A 15360-nucleotide genomic window follows, 5' to 3' on the forward strand; every position below is an offset into this window, starting at 1 on the left:
GTGCGGTGGTCATCGCGTCCTCGGGATTCTCCGGCCGTACGCGGCCGGATCGGTGACAGGTCCGGCCCGCACACGCGAGGCGTACGGGCCGGAGCCACCGTGGGAGAGCCCCCCTTGTCCGCGACCTGACGGCCACCGCTCCCGGGTGTCCGTTATGGCCCTTGGCCACCCCTTGGCGAGACGGTTCGTCCGTGACCGACGTCACGAGCAGCGCCCCGCCCCGGCTCCGAAATCTATCCACAGGCCAGGGGCTGCACCGTAGGGGTTCGGCCGGGTGCAGCAGGCGCCCAGCGTGCGAACAGTGAGGAAGCGTCATGGAGACGACGTCGACGGTGCCCCAGCTTGCCCCGGAGCAGATCGCGCGGGCCGCCGACTATGTGGAGCTGGTCTGGCTGTACCAGGACAGCGAGCAGGACAAGGCCGCGCTCGCGGAGTTCCACGCCGACGGCCAGGAGCTGGCGGTGCTGGTCGGCGAGTTCGGCGCGCTGCTACTGGCCGACTACATCAGCGTCGTGCCCGATGAGCACACCGACTGCGAGTCCGGGTACGTCCTCGGACAGCTGGTGGCCGTGGCCAGCCGGTACCTCAAGCGCTGGTGCCTGGCCGGTGGCGGGGCGCAGGCCGCCTGGATCGCGGCGGGGTTCCTGATCGAGTGCATGCAGGAGGTCGACCAGGTCTCCCAGTTCCTGGCCGACGTCCGCGGCAATGTCGGCAGCGGATACGGGCTGACCACGGTCTGAGATTCCGGCACGGCGGCCGGCGACGTCGTCCTTGATGTCGCCGACCGCACCTGAGTGCGCACCGGTGCGATGTGTAGTGCACAAGGCAACGCACTTCCCCACCAGCGGTGCGGTTCAGTCCCGGCCCGGTGCGCACGGTGCAGGTGATTCCCGCGCGGCGTGCGCATCGCCGTGCGGGAGTGCGCACCGCACCGCGCACCGGTTCACGCAGCGTGAAGGGCCCAAGAGCGGGTGCGGGAGGGAGAGTTCTCCCCTCGGTGCACAGCATCGCGCACACATAAGGGGACGATGCGGACGGTAGCGAACGTGGTCTAGGAAGAACGTCGGAACCTTCGACCACGACAAGGGTTGATTCTCAACTCGACAAGGGGTGCGCATCCGGCGCGGGCCTTTTGGACAAGGGGTGCGCATCCGGCGGCACCGGCCCCGCGCACCGTCACTCAGCGCATGCGCACCAGGGAGTGCCGGGCACTCTCGCGGACATCGCGGTGCGCACCGGTACGTCCGGGCGGAGTGCACGACATCGCCGGTGCGCGGGCCGGTGCGCGCGGCGCGGCTGGCCGTGCGCACCCGATGTGCGCGGCGCGGTGCGCGGCGGGCGCACGAACATCGTCGGTGCGCGCACCGGATGCCGGGATGTCCCGCACTCACCGCTGGCGGCGTCGGCGCAGGCGCGCGGACCGCCACGGGTTCGGTCGGCCACCGGGGTACTGCCGCGAGCGGCGCCGGACCGGCGGAGGCTCCAGAGACGGATACAGCGCCGCGCGCTGCGCTATGCGCAGTCGGGACGCGTCGGCGAGCTGCTGAAGGTGCTTCAGGCGCTCCGGCGAGAGGTACGGCGGGATCGGGTCAACCATGCGGGCCTCCATGCTTCGGCGGGTCGGTCCCCCGCACCCTCGCCCGTCCCCGCCGCCTCCAGAGCGTGCGTCCCGGCCGCGTCCCGGCAGTTGGCCCGACGACTTCGCCGTCCGTTCCGCCGGGCGGGCTCCGGTCTCCCTCAGCGGCCGTGGCCGCCCGCTCCCCTGCCCTGATCCGGCTGCGCCGGGTGGTGCTGCTGCTGGCTGCCCGGGTCGGCGGCCGGGGCCTGGTCCGCCTGCCTCGTCTGGTCCGCCTGCTCTTCGACCGTGCGGCCGCGGGCCTCGGACGCGCGGGTGATCGCGGCGATACGGGCGAGGTTCTGCGGCGAGGTCGCCCACGTCGCGGGGTCCGTCGTGCGGCCCTCCAGGTACTCCTGCGGCATCGCGGCCTCCTGGTGGGCCTGGATGGCAGCGGCCCGCTGCGCCGGAGTTGGAGCGGCGTCCCGGCCCGGGTGGTCGACGGCGTGCGGCGCGGCCGGCGCTTCGTCCCGTACGGCGGGCGGTGCGGTGAGGGCGGCGCGGATCGCGTTCTGCAGGGCGAGGCTGGCGACCCGGGCCCGCTCGTACCGGGTCGACTCACGCGGCGGCTTCCCGTCGGTGCCCGCGATCCACCAGCGGATGGGCCAGGTGAAGTCGGCGGTGTAGGAGAGCTGATCCGGGGCCGGGGTCCGCCGGCCCTTCTGGGGCACGGTGAGCTGACGGCCGTAGCGCTCCAGGGCCCGGTCGGCAATGTGGCTGTCGATGCCGGGCACATAGGCGCGGCCGCGCAGGGTCTCCAGCAGATGCCGCCGCGCTTCGGCCAGGACGTGGCGGCGGGAGAAGATCCCGCGCACGGTGAAGACGACCGCGGCGACGTCGACGATGGCGAGCGCGGTGTCCACCCATGGCCCCACCCGGGCCCGGATCGCCGCACCGGCCGCCTGGCACCGCTGAAGCAGCCCGTCGACCATCCGCGGCCCGAACTTCAGGAGCGCGGACACGCGCCACCACGCGAGCAGCTGGCCCAGGGGGCGCGGGGTCTTCTTGTCCGGGCGGGTCTCCTGCGCCGCCCACCACGCCAGACCGTGGCGGGCTCGCTCGCCGGGCAGATGACCGTGCTTCTTCACGTACTCGTCGGTGATGCCCTCGAGGACGTCCTCGATCCGCCGGCGGCGGGTGGAGGACCAGTCGATGAGCTCCTGGTCGACCCCGGCTATCTCCATCACCGGGCGCAGGCCCGGCGTCACCTCCCTGGGCACGGTCGCCAGCCCGAGCTTCTCGCACACCTCGGTGGTCATCTCCAGGGTGTACAGCGTGTCGGCGGCCACGATGTGCTTGTAGAGCCGGACCGTGTCCAGCGCGTACCAGGAGCCGTCCGGGCGCTGCACCCGGTTCACGATCAGGCAGTGCTCGTGCAGGAGGGGAAATCCGTTCCTGTTGTCGTAGTGCCGGAACGCCGCGACGACCAGGGCCGGGGCCTTCGCACGCTGACGGCCGGACGCCCACCGGGTCTCCGCGACCTCAACCTCCAGCCAGCGCAGCGTCTTGCCGACGGCCCGCTTGTGCGCCCGCTCGATGACCCACCGCGTCCTGGCATCCCCCAGCGCCCACAGCACGACCAGTGACGCCTGCGGCCGGAACACGAAGTCCAGCGCGAGCAGCGGCTTCTGCTTGCGCTGCTCGATCTCTTCGATCGGCTGACCGAGGACCGTGGCCAGCCGCGCCGTCTCCGGGTCGGCGCCGTCATCCAGGAGCTTGCGCTCCATACGGTCGGCGTCCGGGTGCCGGCCTTCCCCGAACAGCAGCTCCATCTGCCGCTCCGTCACCGTCTGCCCGGCGGTGAGCCCGAGCGCGGCCAGGCCGCGCCCCAACCACCTCCCAGGCGGAAGGCCGGCCATCGCCTGCGCGTCCTTCAGCGCCTGGCCGACGGGACGACGCCCGTCCCCGAACGCGACTCCGCGCACGTAGTACCGCCAGGCATTACGCCTTTGAACCTTCGCAACACTGATCATCCCGGCAGCGAACACCGGCTCTGACCTGCGAAAAAGAGCGATCCCGTGGGGCGGGAAGGTTCACCGCAACTTCACGGCCGATCCCGCACAGCGGGCGCCGGCGACAACGTCGCGCCCGCCCTGCGGACACCACGAAGCCATGCAAATCCTGCGCGACACCCCGTCACACACGCCTCACACACCCCGAAAACCGCCAGCAGACGACTCCACCGTCAAGACGCGCCTACCTACGTACAACTCCACCGACCACCAACCAAAGACGTTCCGCCCCGCATCACGTCACCGACCACCTTCACCCCGAGCAAGACACCCACCGCCCCCGGCAACCCCGGGGGCTTCGTGCTGCCTGGAGGACCGACGTGCCGACCTACGAGGCCACGCCCCGCTTCACCACCGACCTGGACCGCCTCACCCCCGAACAGCGCCGCCGCTTCCGCCAGGCCGTCAACGCCTTCGTCGACGACCTGCGCACCGGCCACTTCCGCGCCGGCCTCCGCGTAAAGGGCGTGCGGTGCGCGCCCGGCGTCTTCGAGCTCACCTGGGCTGGGAACGGGCGGGCCACCTGGCAGTACGGGCCCGAGATAGTCCGCGGCGCGCGGCACGTCATCTGGCGCCGCATCGGCACCCACGACATCCTCACCGGACCGTGACGAGGGGGTGGGGAGATGGCAGCGTTCCAATTGGAACGCGATCGTTCGAACCATTCGAACAAGAGCGCTTCAATTGAAGCGCCCAGGACTACCGAGGGCCGGTTTCCCCAGTTCGGGAAACCGGCCCTCGGTTCTTCGCTGCGATGCGGAAGGCTACTCCGGCTTCGGGAGCCTGATCGCCACGGCCCTGTCGATCTGCTGGAGAGTCGACCCGATCTCCTGGATGAGCGGGACGGCGACGTCCGGCTGCCCTTCGACTGCCCGCCGCACCGCCGCCTTGTTCACCTTCTTCGCTGCCTCCTGGAGAGCCGCGAGCGCAGCCTCCAGACGCTCGATGTCCTTCGTCGCGAGGAGGTCGGCCTTGCTATTACTGGTCGCCGGGCTCGACTCCCCATTTGGGGAGTCCTTCCCGAGAGAGCTGATGTCGGGGACGTCGTCGTCCTTGCCAGTGTCGTCGGACGTCTCCTCTGGGGTCTCCAGGAGCTCACGGACGCGGCGGCCGACGTCGGCGGCGTTCGCGTCCTTCGGCAGGAAGCCGAGCCTGTCCACCACCTTTTCGACGATCTGGCCCGTGACGCGGGGTACGCATCGGGCGATGGTGTCGTAGACCGTGATGGCGATCTTGTCGCTGGTTTGGCGGCGCACTTCGACCAGCTTGCGGACCTGCGACTCCAGCGGCTTGTGTCCGAGGTTGGCGAGCGCCTCGCCGACGCGCCATTCGTCGATGAGCCGGTACAGCTGGGACTCGGAGACCTCCCAGTTGATCCAGACCCACTCAGCGAAGTTCGGGTTCTCTTCGCGGTGCAGCTTCGCCGTGCTCATGGTCTCGAACGACTTCCCGGCGATCCAGAAGGCGTTGCGGAGGTTGTCCACCCCGGCCTTGCAGGCTTCGAGGTCCTGCTTCTCCTGGTCGGAGAGTTCATCCTCGCCGTGGGGCTGGTACGGCGCGGGGATCAAGGAGAGGGCGGTGCCGGGCAGCGGCTTGACCACGACGCTCGCCGTGCTGGCTGCTGCGGCCAAGCCTCCGCTGAAGAGACCTCCCGCGCCCTGGCCTTGCTGGGCTTCTTCGTCGACGTCGAACAGGCCCATCAGGCCATCCTCCTGGTGTGGTCGAAGATTTCCTGGTTCAGCTCCCGCATCTCTTTGGCCAGCGGGATGATCGTGTCCGGGACGACATCAGCCGAAGTGGCACGGCCGGCCTTCACGTCGTACGGCGTCGCGGTCGTCGGGAGCAGGTCGGCGTACTCGCCGAACAGCAGCCCCTTCTTGCGGGCGTTGCGGGCGGGGACCTCGCGGTAGCCCACGATCGTGTTCAGGATCGGTGTGCCTTCGCCCAGAGCCTTGCGGATGTCGTCGAAGACAGCGGCGTGCATCAAGGTCGCGGCGCGGTTCGAGCCGTAGAGGAAGGCTCCGGCCATCTGCAGGCGGGGATTCACCTGGCTCTTCACGAGCTTGAAGTTCTTGCTGATGCGCTCCATGCCTCGGACCGAGGAATCGTCGGAGCGGGTCGGCACGATGAGGTATTGCGCGGCGGCCAGCACCAGCTGCTCCAGGGAGTCCTTCTCCGGGGCGCTGTCGAAGATGACGCGGTCGTAGAGAGGCGCGATCGGGGCCAGTGCCTGGGCGAGGGACATGACGACGCCCGCGCCTTCCTGGAGCGTGCGCAGCATCAGGAGTCCGTCGATCTCGCCGACCTTGGGCCCGCCCGGCATCACGTCCAGGTTCGGGCGTACTTCACGGATCGGCCGGAGCGGTGTGCGGTCGTGGATGGCGCTGTAAAGACCCTCACCGTCTATGACGGAAGGACCCTCCGGGTGAATGCCGCGGTTGAACCGCTTGATGCCAAGGTCATCGTCGTCCTGCCCGGTCACGCAGATGAGGAGGGTCCGGTTTCCGGCCGCCGCCGATTCACCGGCGAGGTGCGCGGCCACAGTGCTCTTGCCGACGCCGCCCTTCCCCGTGCCGACGGCGGTACTTCCCTCAGGAGGTTCGATCGGCTGCGCTGCGCTCTGGTTCAGCACGGGGGTGCCCTTCCTCGTTACTCATGCGTGGGCCGCACCGTGCGCGGCACAGGCATCTTGGCATACCCGAAACCCTTGGCAGGACTGGCTAGCGGGCATCACTCCCCAATTGGGGAGTCGGCGTCTGGGCTCATGATCCATCGAGTGGAAGACAGTGCGGAGTTGACGCTTCTCGGACCCGGAAACAAAAAAAGCCCTGTCCCCCGGCGTGTGCCGGGGGACAGGGCTTCAGGGGTAGAGCGCTGCCAGTCAGGGAGCCCAGGTTGCGGGCACGGCCCCGTGGTCGGGGCTGGGTATCGCTGATGCGGTCGACCTGGCGGCGGGGTGTCGCATGACAGTGATCGGGATGGCGCCGGGCTCGGTGCCGGGGGCGTAGATCAGCCGCCAGGTGTTCTCCCATTCGCATCCGCAGGGGTGCTCGGGGTGTGGATGACTGAGGATCACGGCGTGTGTGTGGACGGCGCGCGGAATGCGGGGGATGACCTCCGCCGGGTCGTCGCCTGGGTAGAGGTGGAGGCTCCGCCAGCCGTGGACGTGGTCCATGTAGGCCGCCGCGGCCTCGATGACGGCGGACCACATCTGATGCCCGAGGGCGACGAAGGCGGCCGGGTAGGCGTCGTCGTCCGCCGGCCCTCCGATGCCTGTGATGTGCAGGCCGCTGTAGGCAAGGAAGCCGTACTCCTTGACGTCCTCGCCGGGAGTCCAGATCCCTTCGGCGGGGACCGCCGTGCCGTCGTCGGCCTCGCTGGTCTCGATCTCGTACAAGGCCGTTGTCACGCCGACACCTCCCGAGCGATGGCGGCCGCCAGGAGCACGGCGGCGTCGGTCGCGTACGGGTCGTCGTAGCTCTCGTGGTCGCTGACGTCGAACGGCGCAGCCTTCGCGGTGACCGTGTATCCGGGCATGACGGTGGCCGCCCTGCCCGCCAGTTCGGTGTTGAGGCGGTCGGCGTCATGGCTGGCGAGCCAGGTCTGGAAGTAGGGACCGAGGCGGAGCAGCGTGTAGCCGGTGTTGTCCGCTCGCCGGGCTTCGACATGGACGCCGTAGTTCGCCGGCGCCATGCCGACGTCATCCGGAAGGTCCAGGCCCGCCGCTGCGTGAGTGAGCGACGCGAAGGCCGGGTTCCATACCCCGAGGATCGTGGTCGTCTCGCAGCGCAGCCAGCCCAGCCGCCGGTAGCGCTCGCCGTAGGGCGTGTACGAGCCGCCGGGGTGTTGCAGGGCGACGGCGATGATGTCGGGCCCGTGGTCGTCGCCCGGCCGGGTGCGGGCACGCTCGATCCACGGGCCGACCCGGACGGCGATGTCCTGGCAGTGGCCAGGGGTCCAGGGCTCCGGGTCGCGCAGTGCGGCGAGCAACGCGCGGAACTGGTCGACGGCGGCCTGGTCCTCGGGGGAGATGGCGCCGGGCGCGTGGCCGCAGCGGCGGAAGAGACGCTTCATCGGGTGGACTCCTGCTCGGGGGTGAAGTGAGCCCTCGCCGGTGAGGCCGGGCTGAGGTAGCGGGCTGCGGTGTTCACGAAGTCGTCGTGGGCGACCTTCGCGGCCTCGCGGGCTGCGGTCAGTTCCTCGCTGGTGGCGTACGCGTTCCGCATCGCGTACGTGAGCGTGATCATGCGGTCGGCTGCGGCGCGCACGGCCTGGTCCTCGATGAGGACTCGCAGGGCGACCAGCGGGCGGGTGACCGCGCTGCGGGTCATGTGGCTCTCGCTGCGCAGGGCTTCGATCCGCTCGGTGCCGGCGCGCTTGAGGACAGCGTCGCCGCGCCTCCACATCGTCGTGCGGTGGTCGCTGGCGGCGCAGGCCAGCGCGGTGACGGCCTCCAGGCGGTCGCGGCGGATCGACTCGCCGTGGTTGACGCGCACGGTCCGTTCGGCGGCGCGCTCCTGGAAGCGGCCGGACACGATCGCGCCCAACAGCGTGGCGACGATGGCGAGAACGGCGGGGCCAAGGGTGGATAACACGGAGGGAACCTCCTGGGTGTGCTGATGAAGGGTGGGAACGGGGGAGCGCCGCGCCCGGCCGGGATAGGCCGGGCGCGGCGCTCCGGGGTGGCACTACTGGGGGTTGTCGGTGACCACGAGGAACTGGTCGCTGCCGAGGTCCATCACGACCTGGGCGTCGCGGCCCTGGGCGCGCTGGGCGGCCGCGTACTCTTCCACCGGCCACGAACCGCGCGGGCCTCCAGCGGGGAACCGCTCCATGACGGTGCGGGACTGCGCGGTGGTCGTGGCCATCACGTATCGCCGCCGTTCACGCGCTCGTGGATCTCGATCAGCGTGCCGATGGCGTCGGGACTCTCCGCCGTGCCGACCCACTGCCCGAGGGCGGTGAAGACGGGCACGGCGTCGGTGTCGGCGTCGAACACCACGACGTAGTCGCCGTACCGGTCGAGGACCATCTCCTTCAGGGCCCGCGCCGGTGCGGTGGCCAGAACCTCCAGCGAATCGACGGTGAGCCGAGCGGCCTCCGTCGCGCTGTCGGGCTGGGTGAGGAGGCCGGAGACGTGCAGCAGGTCGCCGGGCTGGATCTCGGTGAGCAGCGCGTGCGCGATCCCGGGTTTGCTGGTCGTGCAGGACCAGATCACGTCGTCCACGACGTCGTCGGTGGGCGAGACGACCAGCTGGAACCGTGCGGTGTACGGCGCGTCGCCGCGTGTGGGGACGGTGTCGAGGAAGCCGTCGACGGTGAGGGGCTTGGTGTCCATCAGCTCGCCTCCGCCAGGGAGGTGGTGCGGTGGGCGGCGTCGTAGGCGTCCAGGACCTTCTTGGCCGGGGTGCCCCGGTCGGCGACCTGGTGACCGTTGGCGCGCGCCCAGGTCCGGATCGCGGCCAGTTCTTCGCTGCTGCGCCTGCCGGTCGGGGCCGGGGCCACGGGGGCGGGGGCCTGGTCCTCGGTGTCGGCGCGGCCGCCGGCCTTCACCTTGCGCAGCTGTGCCTGCGCGGCCTCGAGTTCGGCCTTGGCGCTGGCGACTCGCTCCTCTGCCTCCCGCTGAGCCGCGTCGGTGGCGCGGCGTTCGGTCAGCTCGGTGAGGTCGCTGCGGACGCGGGCAGCCCGGTTGCGGATGCTGGCGGTGCCATGGTTCTCCGCCCACGCGAGCAGGGCCTCGATCTGGTCGGCGTCCGTCGTGCTGACGGGGGCCGGCGCGGCCGCCTCCTGTGCCGGGGTGGTGGCGCTGTCCTCCGTGCTGGCTTCGGCGGGGGCGGGCAGTTCGGTGTGCTGGAGGGCTTCGGCGAGTTCGGTCTCCGACAGTCCGAGCGTCTCGCGGACGTGCTCGGGGCTGTCGCCGTTGGCCAGCATGGAGGCGGCGGTGGCGGTGAAGGCGTTGACGGGCATCGGATCTCCGGTCGGGGTGGTGTCGGGGGTGGTGAGGTGCGGGAGCAGGCGTACGAGGTCGTCCTCGCCGCAGGGCAGTCCGAGCGCGCCCAGCAGGTCGGCGAGGTCGTCCTTGTCGCGGGCCTGGTGAGCGACCACCAGCGAGGCGGCGTCGCTCTGGTCGCTGCCGAGGGGGATGAGTTCGAGGGCCTCCGCTTCGAGGGCCTCTTTCTGGTCGGTGAACATGGCTGGCCCTCCTACGCGGCCCTGGTGCGGGGCTTGCGCTGCGCGAGGTCCAGCAGCTCGCGGTTGCGTCGCTTCTGGGCGTCGGTGAGCGGCCGTGCCTTCGCGCCCTGGCGGTGCCAGAGCGGGGAAGCGGGCGGCTCGGGGTAGGCGAGGGCGTGGTCCACCTCGCGTTGGGTGCTGCTCAAGGGAGCCTCCAGGTGGAGGAGTTCAGGCGTGGTTGTCGCCTTGGCCTTTGGCCTTGGGCCTTGGCTTGGCGTCGGAGGCGAACCGCCCGCGGCGGGCCTCAGCGGGATGCGCGGCGATCCAGTCCTCAGCGCAGACCTTGTGCACGGGCTCCCCGGAGTGGGAGCGCATGGGCGTGGGCTGGCCGCACAACGTGCAGGGGAGGTCCTGCCAGCGGTCGAAGTGCTGGTTGTCGCGCCAGACGAGCAGCTCGCCGGGAGGCGGAATCAAGCCCGGCTCGAACGGCGGCTTCTCGTTCTTGCGTCCCGTGCGGGTCACGGCCGGAAGGCGGGCAGCTGCTGAAACACGCGGTCCAGCAGGTCCGGCGTCGGCTTCCAGGCCGGAAGCGCGCCCGTGGCGGGCACGGGCAGAGCGAGCTCCTGGACGTCTTCGAGGACCAGGTGGTGCGCGTCGCGCTCCGCCCACGGGCTGGTGCACCGCTTGGGCCCCTGGTCCAGGTGGCAGTCGGTGAGGCGGGCGATGCCGATGACGGCGCCCAGGTGCAGCTCGCGGCCACGGATCGCGGTGGCGACCAGCGGGTCGCGCAGCACGGCGGGCTCCGGCTTCGCCTTTCCGGCGTGGATCAGGACCCAGCCTTGCCACGGCCAGTGCCGGGGCCTGTTCTCCGGGCTCTTCCCGGCGAGGATGCAGGTCGCGAAGGGCTGGCGGATCGTGATGCCGCGGATCCAGTCGCCCTCGGGCAGGGTGGCGATGCTCATGCGGCTCGCCCCCACAGTGCGCGCTGCCCGATTCGGGCCTGCACGCGCAGGACGGAGTACATACTTGGGATCTCCCTCTCGTCTCGTACGGGTTGGGTAGGCCCGGGGCAGGCGAACTGGTTTGGACGCCTTGAGCGCCTGTCCCGGGGTCGATCTACAGCTCGAAGTCGCGTCGTCGACGCAGATCCAGCTGCACGGCCTCTCGTGCTTCTCGTGGTTGAGGGGCCACTGCGACCGCCCCGGCCCCGACAGGTAGCGGGGTCCGGGGCGGCACAGAATGCGCTCAACTCGCGGGGTCAGCGGGTCGTTTCGATGGCGTACCGCAGATGCGTGCGCGCCCGCTCCAGCCGATCGCGTTTCTCGTCCCCGGTGAGGGTCAGTGCGTCGGTGAGGTGGCCGACCGCGTAGTCCAGTTCCTCGCTGGCGCGCTGCAGGTGGTCGCGCTTCGCTGCGCCGAAGACGTGCATGGCGCGCTCCACGAGGTCGATGAAGCCGTTCGCCGTGATGCCGCGTGGCGGTTCCTCACCGACGATCGCGGAGAGGTCCGCGGTGAAGCACATGGTCAACGCGGAGAACATGTCGACCTTGACGGTGATGCGCTGGGCGGAAGCGGTCACGAGGGCCTCCTCAGTAGTCGAGCCGGATGGTGATGGGCCGCCGGGAGTCCCCGGCGCGGGTGTGGACGGTGCGGCGGTGTGCGGCGAGGCCGCCGGCGCCGCCCTGGATGGGCAGGTGGCAGTCCGGGCAGCCGTGCCACCACTCGTCACCGGCCGGGAGATCGGCCGGGGTGAGCGGGTGAGGGTGCGGGCCGGGTGCCGCCCGGCTCACCGTCCGGCTCCCACCGTGGCGAGCTCGGAGACCATGTGGACCGTGCCGAAGCCTTCGGCGAGCAGCTGCTCGCGGGTGGGCGTCAGCTCATGGAGTTCGCGTACGACGTGCACCGGAACCACTCGGTCGCGGGAGGCGTTCTGTGCCTCCACCGTGGCGAGCGGGACGTCGAACAGGACCGCTGTGGTGGGGCGTTGCCAGTAGCGGGCGCGGGCCAGCAGTCCGGCTCTCACGTGCGCCATGACGTTGGTGGAGTCGAGGATCACGCGGAGATTCCGGGAGAGCCGAGCGTCTAGGAGCAGGTTCTGGATCTCGGCTGCGACCGGGGTTGCGGTCTGGTCGGCCTCTGAGTCGGTCGCGGCCAGGCGGTAGAGATCGAGGCAGATGCGCCAGCTGGCGGGGTACCGGGCGGCGAAGGTCGACTTGCCGCAGCCGGGCGGGCCAACCAAGGCGCACACGGCGCCGGCGGGCAGGATCGGCGGTTGCATCGCGTCCTTTCAACGGGAGCGGGCCCCGGCCGTGTGGCCGGGGCCCGGGGTGCCGGGTGCTGATCAGGCGGCGGTGTCGTCCGCCGTGGTCGTGCCGGTGACCGTGGCCGTGGCCGTCTCGTACGGGGCGGTGAGCCGGTCCACCGCGCGGCGGATACGGGCGGCGGCGCTGAGGACGTACTCGCGGTGGTGCTCAGCGGTCTTGGGCCCGGTGTAGGCGGCGAGTTCCTGCTCCGGAGTGCCGACGACCTCCACCAGGTGCTCCAGGTGGAACATGGCCCCGACCATGTCGGTGAGCATCGGTGTCTCCATGCCGGAGACGCGGTCGGCGAACGGACAGCCGGTCTTCGGGCGCTCGATGGTGCGGCCGAAGGTACGCGCGGACTTCGTCATGCGGATTCTCCTTGCGGGTCAAGAGCACGGGTGGCGTAGTAGGTCTGGAGGCCGGCGTTCTCGGTGATGAGCGCGGCGGCTTCGTGCAGCGGGCACGACATCTCGCCGTCGCGGTCGGGCTCGATGCGTTCGGCGGCCTGTCCGGCGACGGTGAGCAGCTGCGCGAGGGAGCCGAAGACGCCGTCTTGGCGGTGGTCTTCGTGGTGGAGCTCGCGCAGGACTTCCGCGAGCTCCTGGGCGCCGATGTCGCCGGTCAGTTCGTCCTCGATCTGCTGGAGGGCGAGCTTGGCGATCCCGGCCGATGCGCGGACGCGGTCCAGGCGGGTGCGGGTCACTCCGGCCGCCGTCACAGCGCGACGCCGGCGGCGGCCAGGGCGAGCAGGACCAGGGCTGCGAGCGACAGGTCGACCGCGCGCCGCAGGTGCGTGAACTTCCGTACGGCGAGGTTGGACAGGACCCGGATGCGGGCGGCTCGGGTGTCTCCGTCCATGCAGCCGCGGATCTCGTCTTCGTCCAGGCGCGCCCAGTGGGGGAAGGACGCCTTGTCGTCGCCGCGCAGGCGGGGCCTGACGACCAGGAGCAGCAGCACGGCGGCCGTGCCCAGGGCGAGGACGGCGAGCGCGCCGCAGACCTTCGTCACAGGCGGCAGGTCCTTGTCGGCGACGGACGCGAGGCCCGCGAGGACGGCGCCGTTGAAGGCGAGCAGTAAGGACGACTTGCCGTCCGTGCGTCCGATCTCACTGGCGACGGAGGCGCAGGCGGTGTCCAGGTTCTTGTCGATCGCGGAGGCGGGGACCATGGCGGTCGTCATGAGCAGGGTTCTCCTTGCAGAACGCGAAGGGCGGGACGGTGCATGCTGGAGGTCCTCTGATCTCGCAGAGAGCGAAGGGGAGTTGGGGCGGCTGGCGCGGTACGAGCGCGCCAGCCGCCCCTTCGCGCTGTCACGGCCGGGCGTCGCCCCAGGCGCGCAGACGGCGCTGGCTGTCGCAGTCGGGCCAGCCGCTGTTGTGCGGGAAGCGGCCGCCGGTGGCGCGCAGTTCGGTGAGGACCTGCAGTAGGTCGCGCTCGCCGTCCAGGACGGTGTCGATGTATCCGTTTCCGCAGGTGCAGGGCGCGATGAGGGTGAGGGCGTCCTGCTCCTGGTCGCCGTCGACGGTGTGGTGCAGCCACAGGCCGCCGTCCAGGTAGGCAACGGCGCACGGCTCCAGCACGGCCTCCGGCACGGCGGGCCGGCCGGACCAGTCGTCGTCGTCCAGGGCCTTGCCGAGGGTGTCGGGGTAGACGTTCCAGACGTGGTCCAGGGCGGCGGTCTCCGCGTTGTCACGCTGTTCGTCCTCGCCCTGCACGCCGATCTCCAGGGCGATGTCGAAGAGGAGGGCGAGCGGCGAGTCCGCGCCGGCGGCGACGGTGGGCGGGGTGAGGGTCTCGGCCATGTGCGGCTCCTTCGGTTTCGGAGCGACCGGGCTGTCCGGTCCTCCGCGCTGCCCCGGCCAGCGCTTGTCAGCTGGTCGGGGCGGCACGGGGATCCGTCAGAACGGGGGTTCGTCGTACGGGACGGTGGGGCGCGGCAGGAGCCGGAGCGTCAGCTCGCGCCGATCTGCCCAGCAGCCGCACGGCTCCATCTCCGGGTTCGCGCCGCCGACCCACCAGCCGCCCGCGCCCCGGCAGTGGGGGCAGGAGCGGCGGGCGACGGGGGTGAGGTGGATGCGGTGCCGGTCGGCGTGCAGCTCCCAGTGGCCGGCCTTGAGCGCGACGGCGGCCGTGACGGGCACGACGGCCGCGACCAGGGCGGCGGTTCGGGCGCGCACGGTCAGGGCCGGTCGAAGGGCTGGACGGTGAAGCGGGTGCCCTGGCCGGAGCCGGTGGGCGTCGCGGTGAGGAAGCCGGGGTCGGCCTGCGCGAGATCGGTCAGCAGCGCCTTGATCCAGTCGGTGGGGCGCTGGAGGTCGACCCGGATCGCGTTGAAGTCGGCGATGTGCACCGGGTGCGGGGCCTTGCCGTAGCGGCGTGCCCACAGCCGGGTGCGGATCATTTCGGCGGCCTCGGTCTCGCCGGGGCGGGCGGGCACGCCGCGCGGCATCGACCGGCATCCGGCCGCGTGCACGTTGGCGGCCTTGGCGGCGTCCGTCTCGGACATCGGGTTGTGCGCGGCGTTCGTCGCGGCGCGATGGGTGCAGCCGAGGCACGCGATGGCGTACTTGGCGGTGCCCCGGTCGGCGTCGGCGGTGTAGACGAGGACGGTCGCGCCCTCCAGCGCCCGATAGCGCTGGGAGACGAGCGTGCCCTCTGGCGTCCAGGTCTCGGGGGCCGGGGCGGGGCGGGTGAACAGCACAGTGACTCTCCTTCGGGAGGTGCGTTGATCAGGCGGCCAGCCGGTGGGTGACCGGGGCCGTGGAAGCGAAGTAGGTGTCGGGGCTGGGCTCGTAGCCCCTGGCGCAGGGATCGCACTGGCCCTGGGTGCGCAGCGGGAGGCAGAAGTAGTACCTCCGGCGGCACGTCGGGCAGGTGGACCTCGCGGCCATCGCCCGGTCCAGCGCCTCTTCCTGCGCGAGCGTCGGGACGCGCTTGGGGCGGGCGAGTTCCACGCTGTAGAGCCAGGCCCTGGTCGGGTGATTGCACGACTGGTCGGGCCGGTACGCGCAGTATTTGCAGCGCAGGACCGCGACCGGACCGTGCCCGCCGGGGCTCAGGCCCATCTCCCGTAACTGCCTGCGGGTGACCAGGCCCTCGGGACAGCTGCGCCGGTCGTACTCCTCGAGGGTCGCGGTGCTGCGCGGCACCTTCTTGACCTCGCGGCGGCGCCCCTTCTTCCGGGGGCGGGGCATCACCTGCTCCAGGTACCGGGGAGCCGGGCGGGACGCTGCGGGTAGCGGCTCCCCGGTACCTGGAGC

General features: G+C 71.2%; 25 protein-coding genes. 2 read left to right on the forward strand and 23 right to left on the reverse strand.

Annotated elements, in window-relative coordinates:
* Positions 1–314 precede the first annotated feature (314 nt).
* Entirely contained in the window at positions 315–740 is a 426-nt protein-coding gene (locus P1P75_RS17680; RefSeq protein WP_319256346.1) for a hypothetical protein, read from the forward strand.
* 647 nt (positions 741–1387) lie between these two features.
* Here P1P75_RS17680 and P1P75_RS17685 read toward each other — a convergent pair.
* On the reverse strand, positions 1388–1597 hold the full coding sequence (locus P1P75_RS17685) for a hypothetical protein (RefSeq protein WP_319256348.1): 210 nt from the start codon (positions 1595–1597) through the stop codon (positions 1388–1390).
* A gap of 140 nt (positions 1598–1737) precedes the next feature.
* Positions 1738–3588, reverse strand: a complete 1851-nt coding sequence (gene mobF / locus P1P75_RS17690; protein ID WP_319256350.1) for a MobF family relaxase — start codon at positions 3586–3588, stop codon at positions 1738–1740.
* 359 nt (positions 3589–3947) lie between these two features.
* Here mobF and P1P75_RS17695 point away from each other — a divergent pair, with 359 nt between their 5' ends.
* Positions 3948–4238: a hypothetical protein gene (locus tag P1P75_RS17695; protein WP_319256352.1), complete on the forward strand. Its 291-nt coding sequence runs from the start codon at positions 3948–3950 to the stop codon at positions 4236–4238.
* A gap of 153 nt (positions 4239–4391) precedes the next feature.
* Here the strand turns inward: P1P75_RS17695 and P1P75_RS17700 are convergent, their stop codons facing one another.
* The 21 genes from P1P75_RS17700 to P1P75_RS17800 all read right to left on the reverse strand — a co-directional run.
* Complete coding sequence (locus tag P1P75_RS17700) at positions 4392–5327, reverse strand: hypothetical protein (protein ID WP_319256354.1); 936 nt, start codon at positions 5325–5327, stop codon at positions 4392–4394.
* Positions 5327–6259 (reverse strand): AAA family ATPase, encoded by a 933-nt coding sequence (locus tag P1P75_RS17705; protein ID WP_319256356.1) that lies wholly within the window; start codon positions 6257–6259, stop codon positions 5327–5329. The genes P1P75_RS17700 and P1P75_RS17705 overlap by 1 nt, the downstream gene beginning before the upstream one ends.
* Before the next feature lie 249 nt (positions 6260–6508).
* Positions 6509–7036 carry a hypothetical protein gene (locus P1P75_RS17710; RefSeq protein WP_319256358.1) on the reverse strand — a complete coding sequence of 176 codons (528 nt, stop codon included), beginning with the start codon at positions 7034–7036 and terminating at the stop codon, positions 6509–6511.
* Positions 7033–7701 (reverse strand): hypothetical protein, encoded by a 669-nt coding sequence (locus P1P75_RS17715; RefSeq protein ID WP_319256360.1) that lies wholly within the window; start codon positions 7699–7701, stop codon positions 7033–7035. The genes P1P75_RS17710 and P1P75_RS17715 overlap by 4 nt, the downstream gene beginning before the upstream one ends.
* Positions 7698–8222 (reverse strand): hypothetical protein, encoded by a 525-nt coding sequence (locus P1P75_RS17720; protein ID WP_319256362.1) that lies wholly within the window; start codon positions 8220–8222, stop codon positions 7698–7700. Before P1P75_RS17720 ends, P1P75_RS17715 begins: the two co-directional genes overlap by 4 nt.
* A gap of 93 nt (positions 8223–8315) precedes the next feature.
* The gene (locus tag P1P75_RS17725; RefSeq protein WP_319256364.1) at positions 8316–8495 is read right to left on the reverse strand and encodes a hypothetical protein; all 180 of its coding nucleotides are present in this window, start codon (positions 8493–8495) and stop codon (positions 8316–8318) included.
* Positions 8495–8965, reverse strand: coding sequence for a hypothetical protein (locus P1P75_RS17730; RefSeq protein ID WP_319256366.1), 471 nt, complete (start codon positions 8963–8965; stop codon positions 8495–8497). The genes P1P75_RS17725 and P1P75_RS17730 overlap by 1 nt, the downstream gene beginning before the upstream one ends.
* The gene (locus P1P75_RS17735; RefSeq protein ID WP_319256368.1) at positions 8965–9819 is read right to left on the reverse strand and encodes a histone-like nucleoid-structuring protein Lsr2; all 855 of its coding nucleotides are present in this window, start codon (positions 9817–9819) and stop codon (positions 8965–8967) included. The genes P1P75_RS17730 and P1P75_RS17735 overlap by 1 nt, the downstream gene beginning before the upstream one ends.
* 11 nt (positions 9820–9830) lie before the next feature.
* Positions 9831–10004 carry a hypothetical protein gene (locus P1P75_RS17740; RefSeq protein ID WP_319256370.1) on the reverse strand — a complete coding sequence of 58 codons (174 nt, stop codon included), beginning with the start codon at positions 10002–10004 and terminating at the stop codon, positions 9831–9833.
* A 22-nt stretch (positions 10005–10026) separates the two neighbouring features.
* A complete protein-coding gene (locus P1P75_RS17745; RefSeq protein WP_319256372.1) occupies positions 10027–10320 on the reverse strand; it encodes a hypothetical protein in 294 nt (97 codons plus the stop codon).
* Positions 10317–10760 (reverse strand): hypothetical protein, encoded by a 444-nt coding sequence (locus P1P75_RS17750; protein WP_319256374.1) that lies wholly within the window; start codon positions 10758–10760, stop codon positions 10317–10319. The genes P1P75_RS17745 and P1P75_RS17750 overlap by 4 nt, the downstream gene beginning before the upstream one ends.
* Positions 10761–11056: 296 nt before the next feature.
* On the reverse strand, positions 11057–11377 hold the full coding sequence (locus P1P75_RS17755; protein ID WP_319256376.1) for a hypothetical protein: 321 nt from the start codon (positions 11375–11377) through the stop codon (positions 11057–11059).
* A gap of 10 nt (positions 11378–11387) precedes the next feature.
* Positions 11388–11588: a hypothetical protein gene (locus tag P1P75_RS17760; protein WP_319256378.1), complete on the reverse strand. Its 201-nt coding sequence runs from the start codon at positions 11586–11588 to the stop codon at positions 11388–11390.
* Positions 11585–12076 carry an ATP-binding protein gene (locus P1P75_RS17765; protein WP_319256380.1) on the reverse strand — a complete coding sequence of 164 codons (492 nt, stop codon included), beginning with the start codon at positions 12074–12076 and terminating at the stop codon, positions 11585–11587. Before P1P75_RS17765 ends, P1P75_RS17760 begins: the two co-directional genes overlap by 4 nt.
* A 63-nt stretch (positions 12077–12139) precedes the next feature.
* A complete protein-coding gene (locus tag P1P75_RS17770) occupies positions 12140–12469 on the reverse strand; it encodes a hypothetical protein (RefSeq protein WP_319256382.1) in 330 nt (109 codons plus the stop codon).
* A complete protein-coding gene (locus tag P1P75_RS17775) occupies positions 12466–12804 on the reverse strand; it encodes a hypothetical protein (protein ID WP_319256384.1) in 339 nt (112 codons plus the stop codon). Before P1P75_RS17775 ends, P1P75_RS17770 begins: the two co-directional genes overlap by 4 nt.
* A gap of 11 nt (positions 12805–12815) precedes the next feature.
* On the reverse strand, positions 12816–13280 hold the full coding sequence (locus P1P75_RS17780; RefSeq protein WP_319256386.1) for a Pycsar system effector family protein: 465 nt from the start codon (positions 13278–13280) through the stop codon (positions 12816–12818).
* Positions 13281–13410: 130 nt separating this feature from the next.
* Positions 13411–13902 carry a hypothetical protein gene (locus P1P75_RS17785; RefSeq protein ID WP_319256389.1) on the reverse strand — a complete coding sequence of 164 codons (492 nt, stop codon included), beginning with the start codon at positions 13900–13902 and terminating at the stop codon, positions 13411–13413.
* A 96-nt stretch (positions 13903–13998) separates the two neighbouring features.
* On the reverse strand, positions 13999–14277 hold the full coding sequence (locus P1P75_RS17790) for a hypothetical protein (RefSeq protein WP_319256391.1): 279 nt from the start codon (positions 14275–14277) through the stop codon (positions 13999–14001).
* Between the two features lie 2 nt (positions 14278–14279).
* On the reverse strand, positions 14280–14801 hold the full coding sequence (locus P1P75_RS17795; protein WP_319256392.1) for a hypothetical protein: 522 nt from the start codon (positions 14799–14801) through the stop codon (positions 14280–14282).
* 28 nt (positions 14802–14829) lie between these two features.
* Positions 14830–15360: RRQRL motif-containing zinc-binding protein (locus P1P75_RS17800; protein ID WP_319256394.1), on the reverse strand; the 531-nt coding region annotated here is incomplete at its 5' end.

Origin of the sequence: Streptomyces sp. ID05-39B (assembly GCF_033794725.1) — a bacterium.
Lineage (GTDB): Bacteria > Actinomycetota > Actinomycetes > Streptomycetales > Streptomycetaceae > Streptomyces > Streptomyces bobili.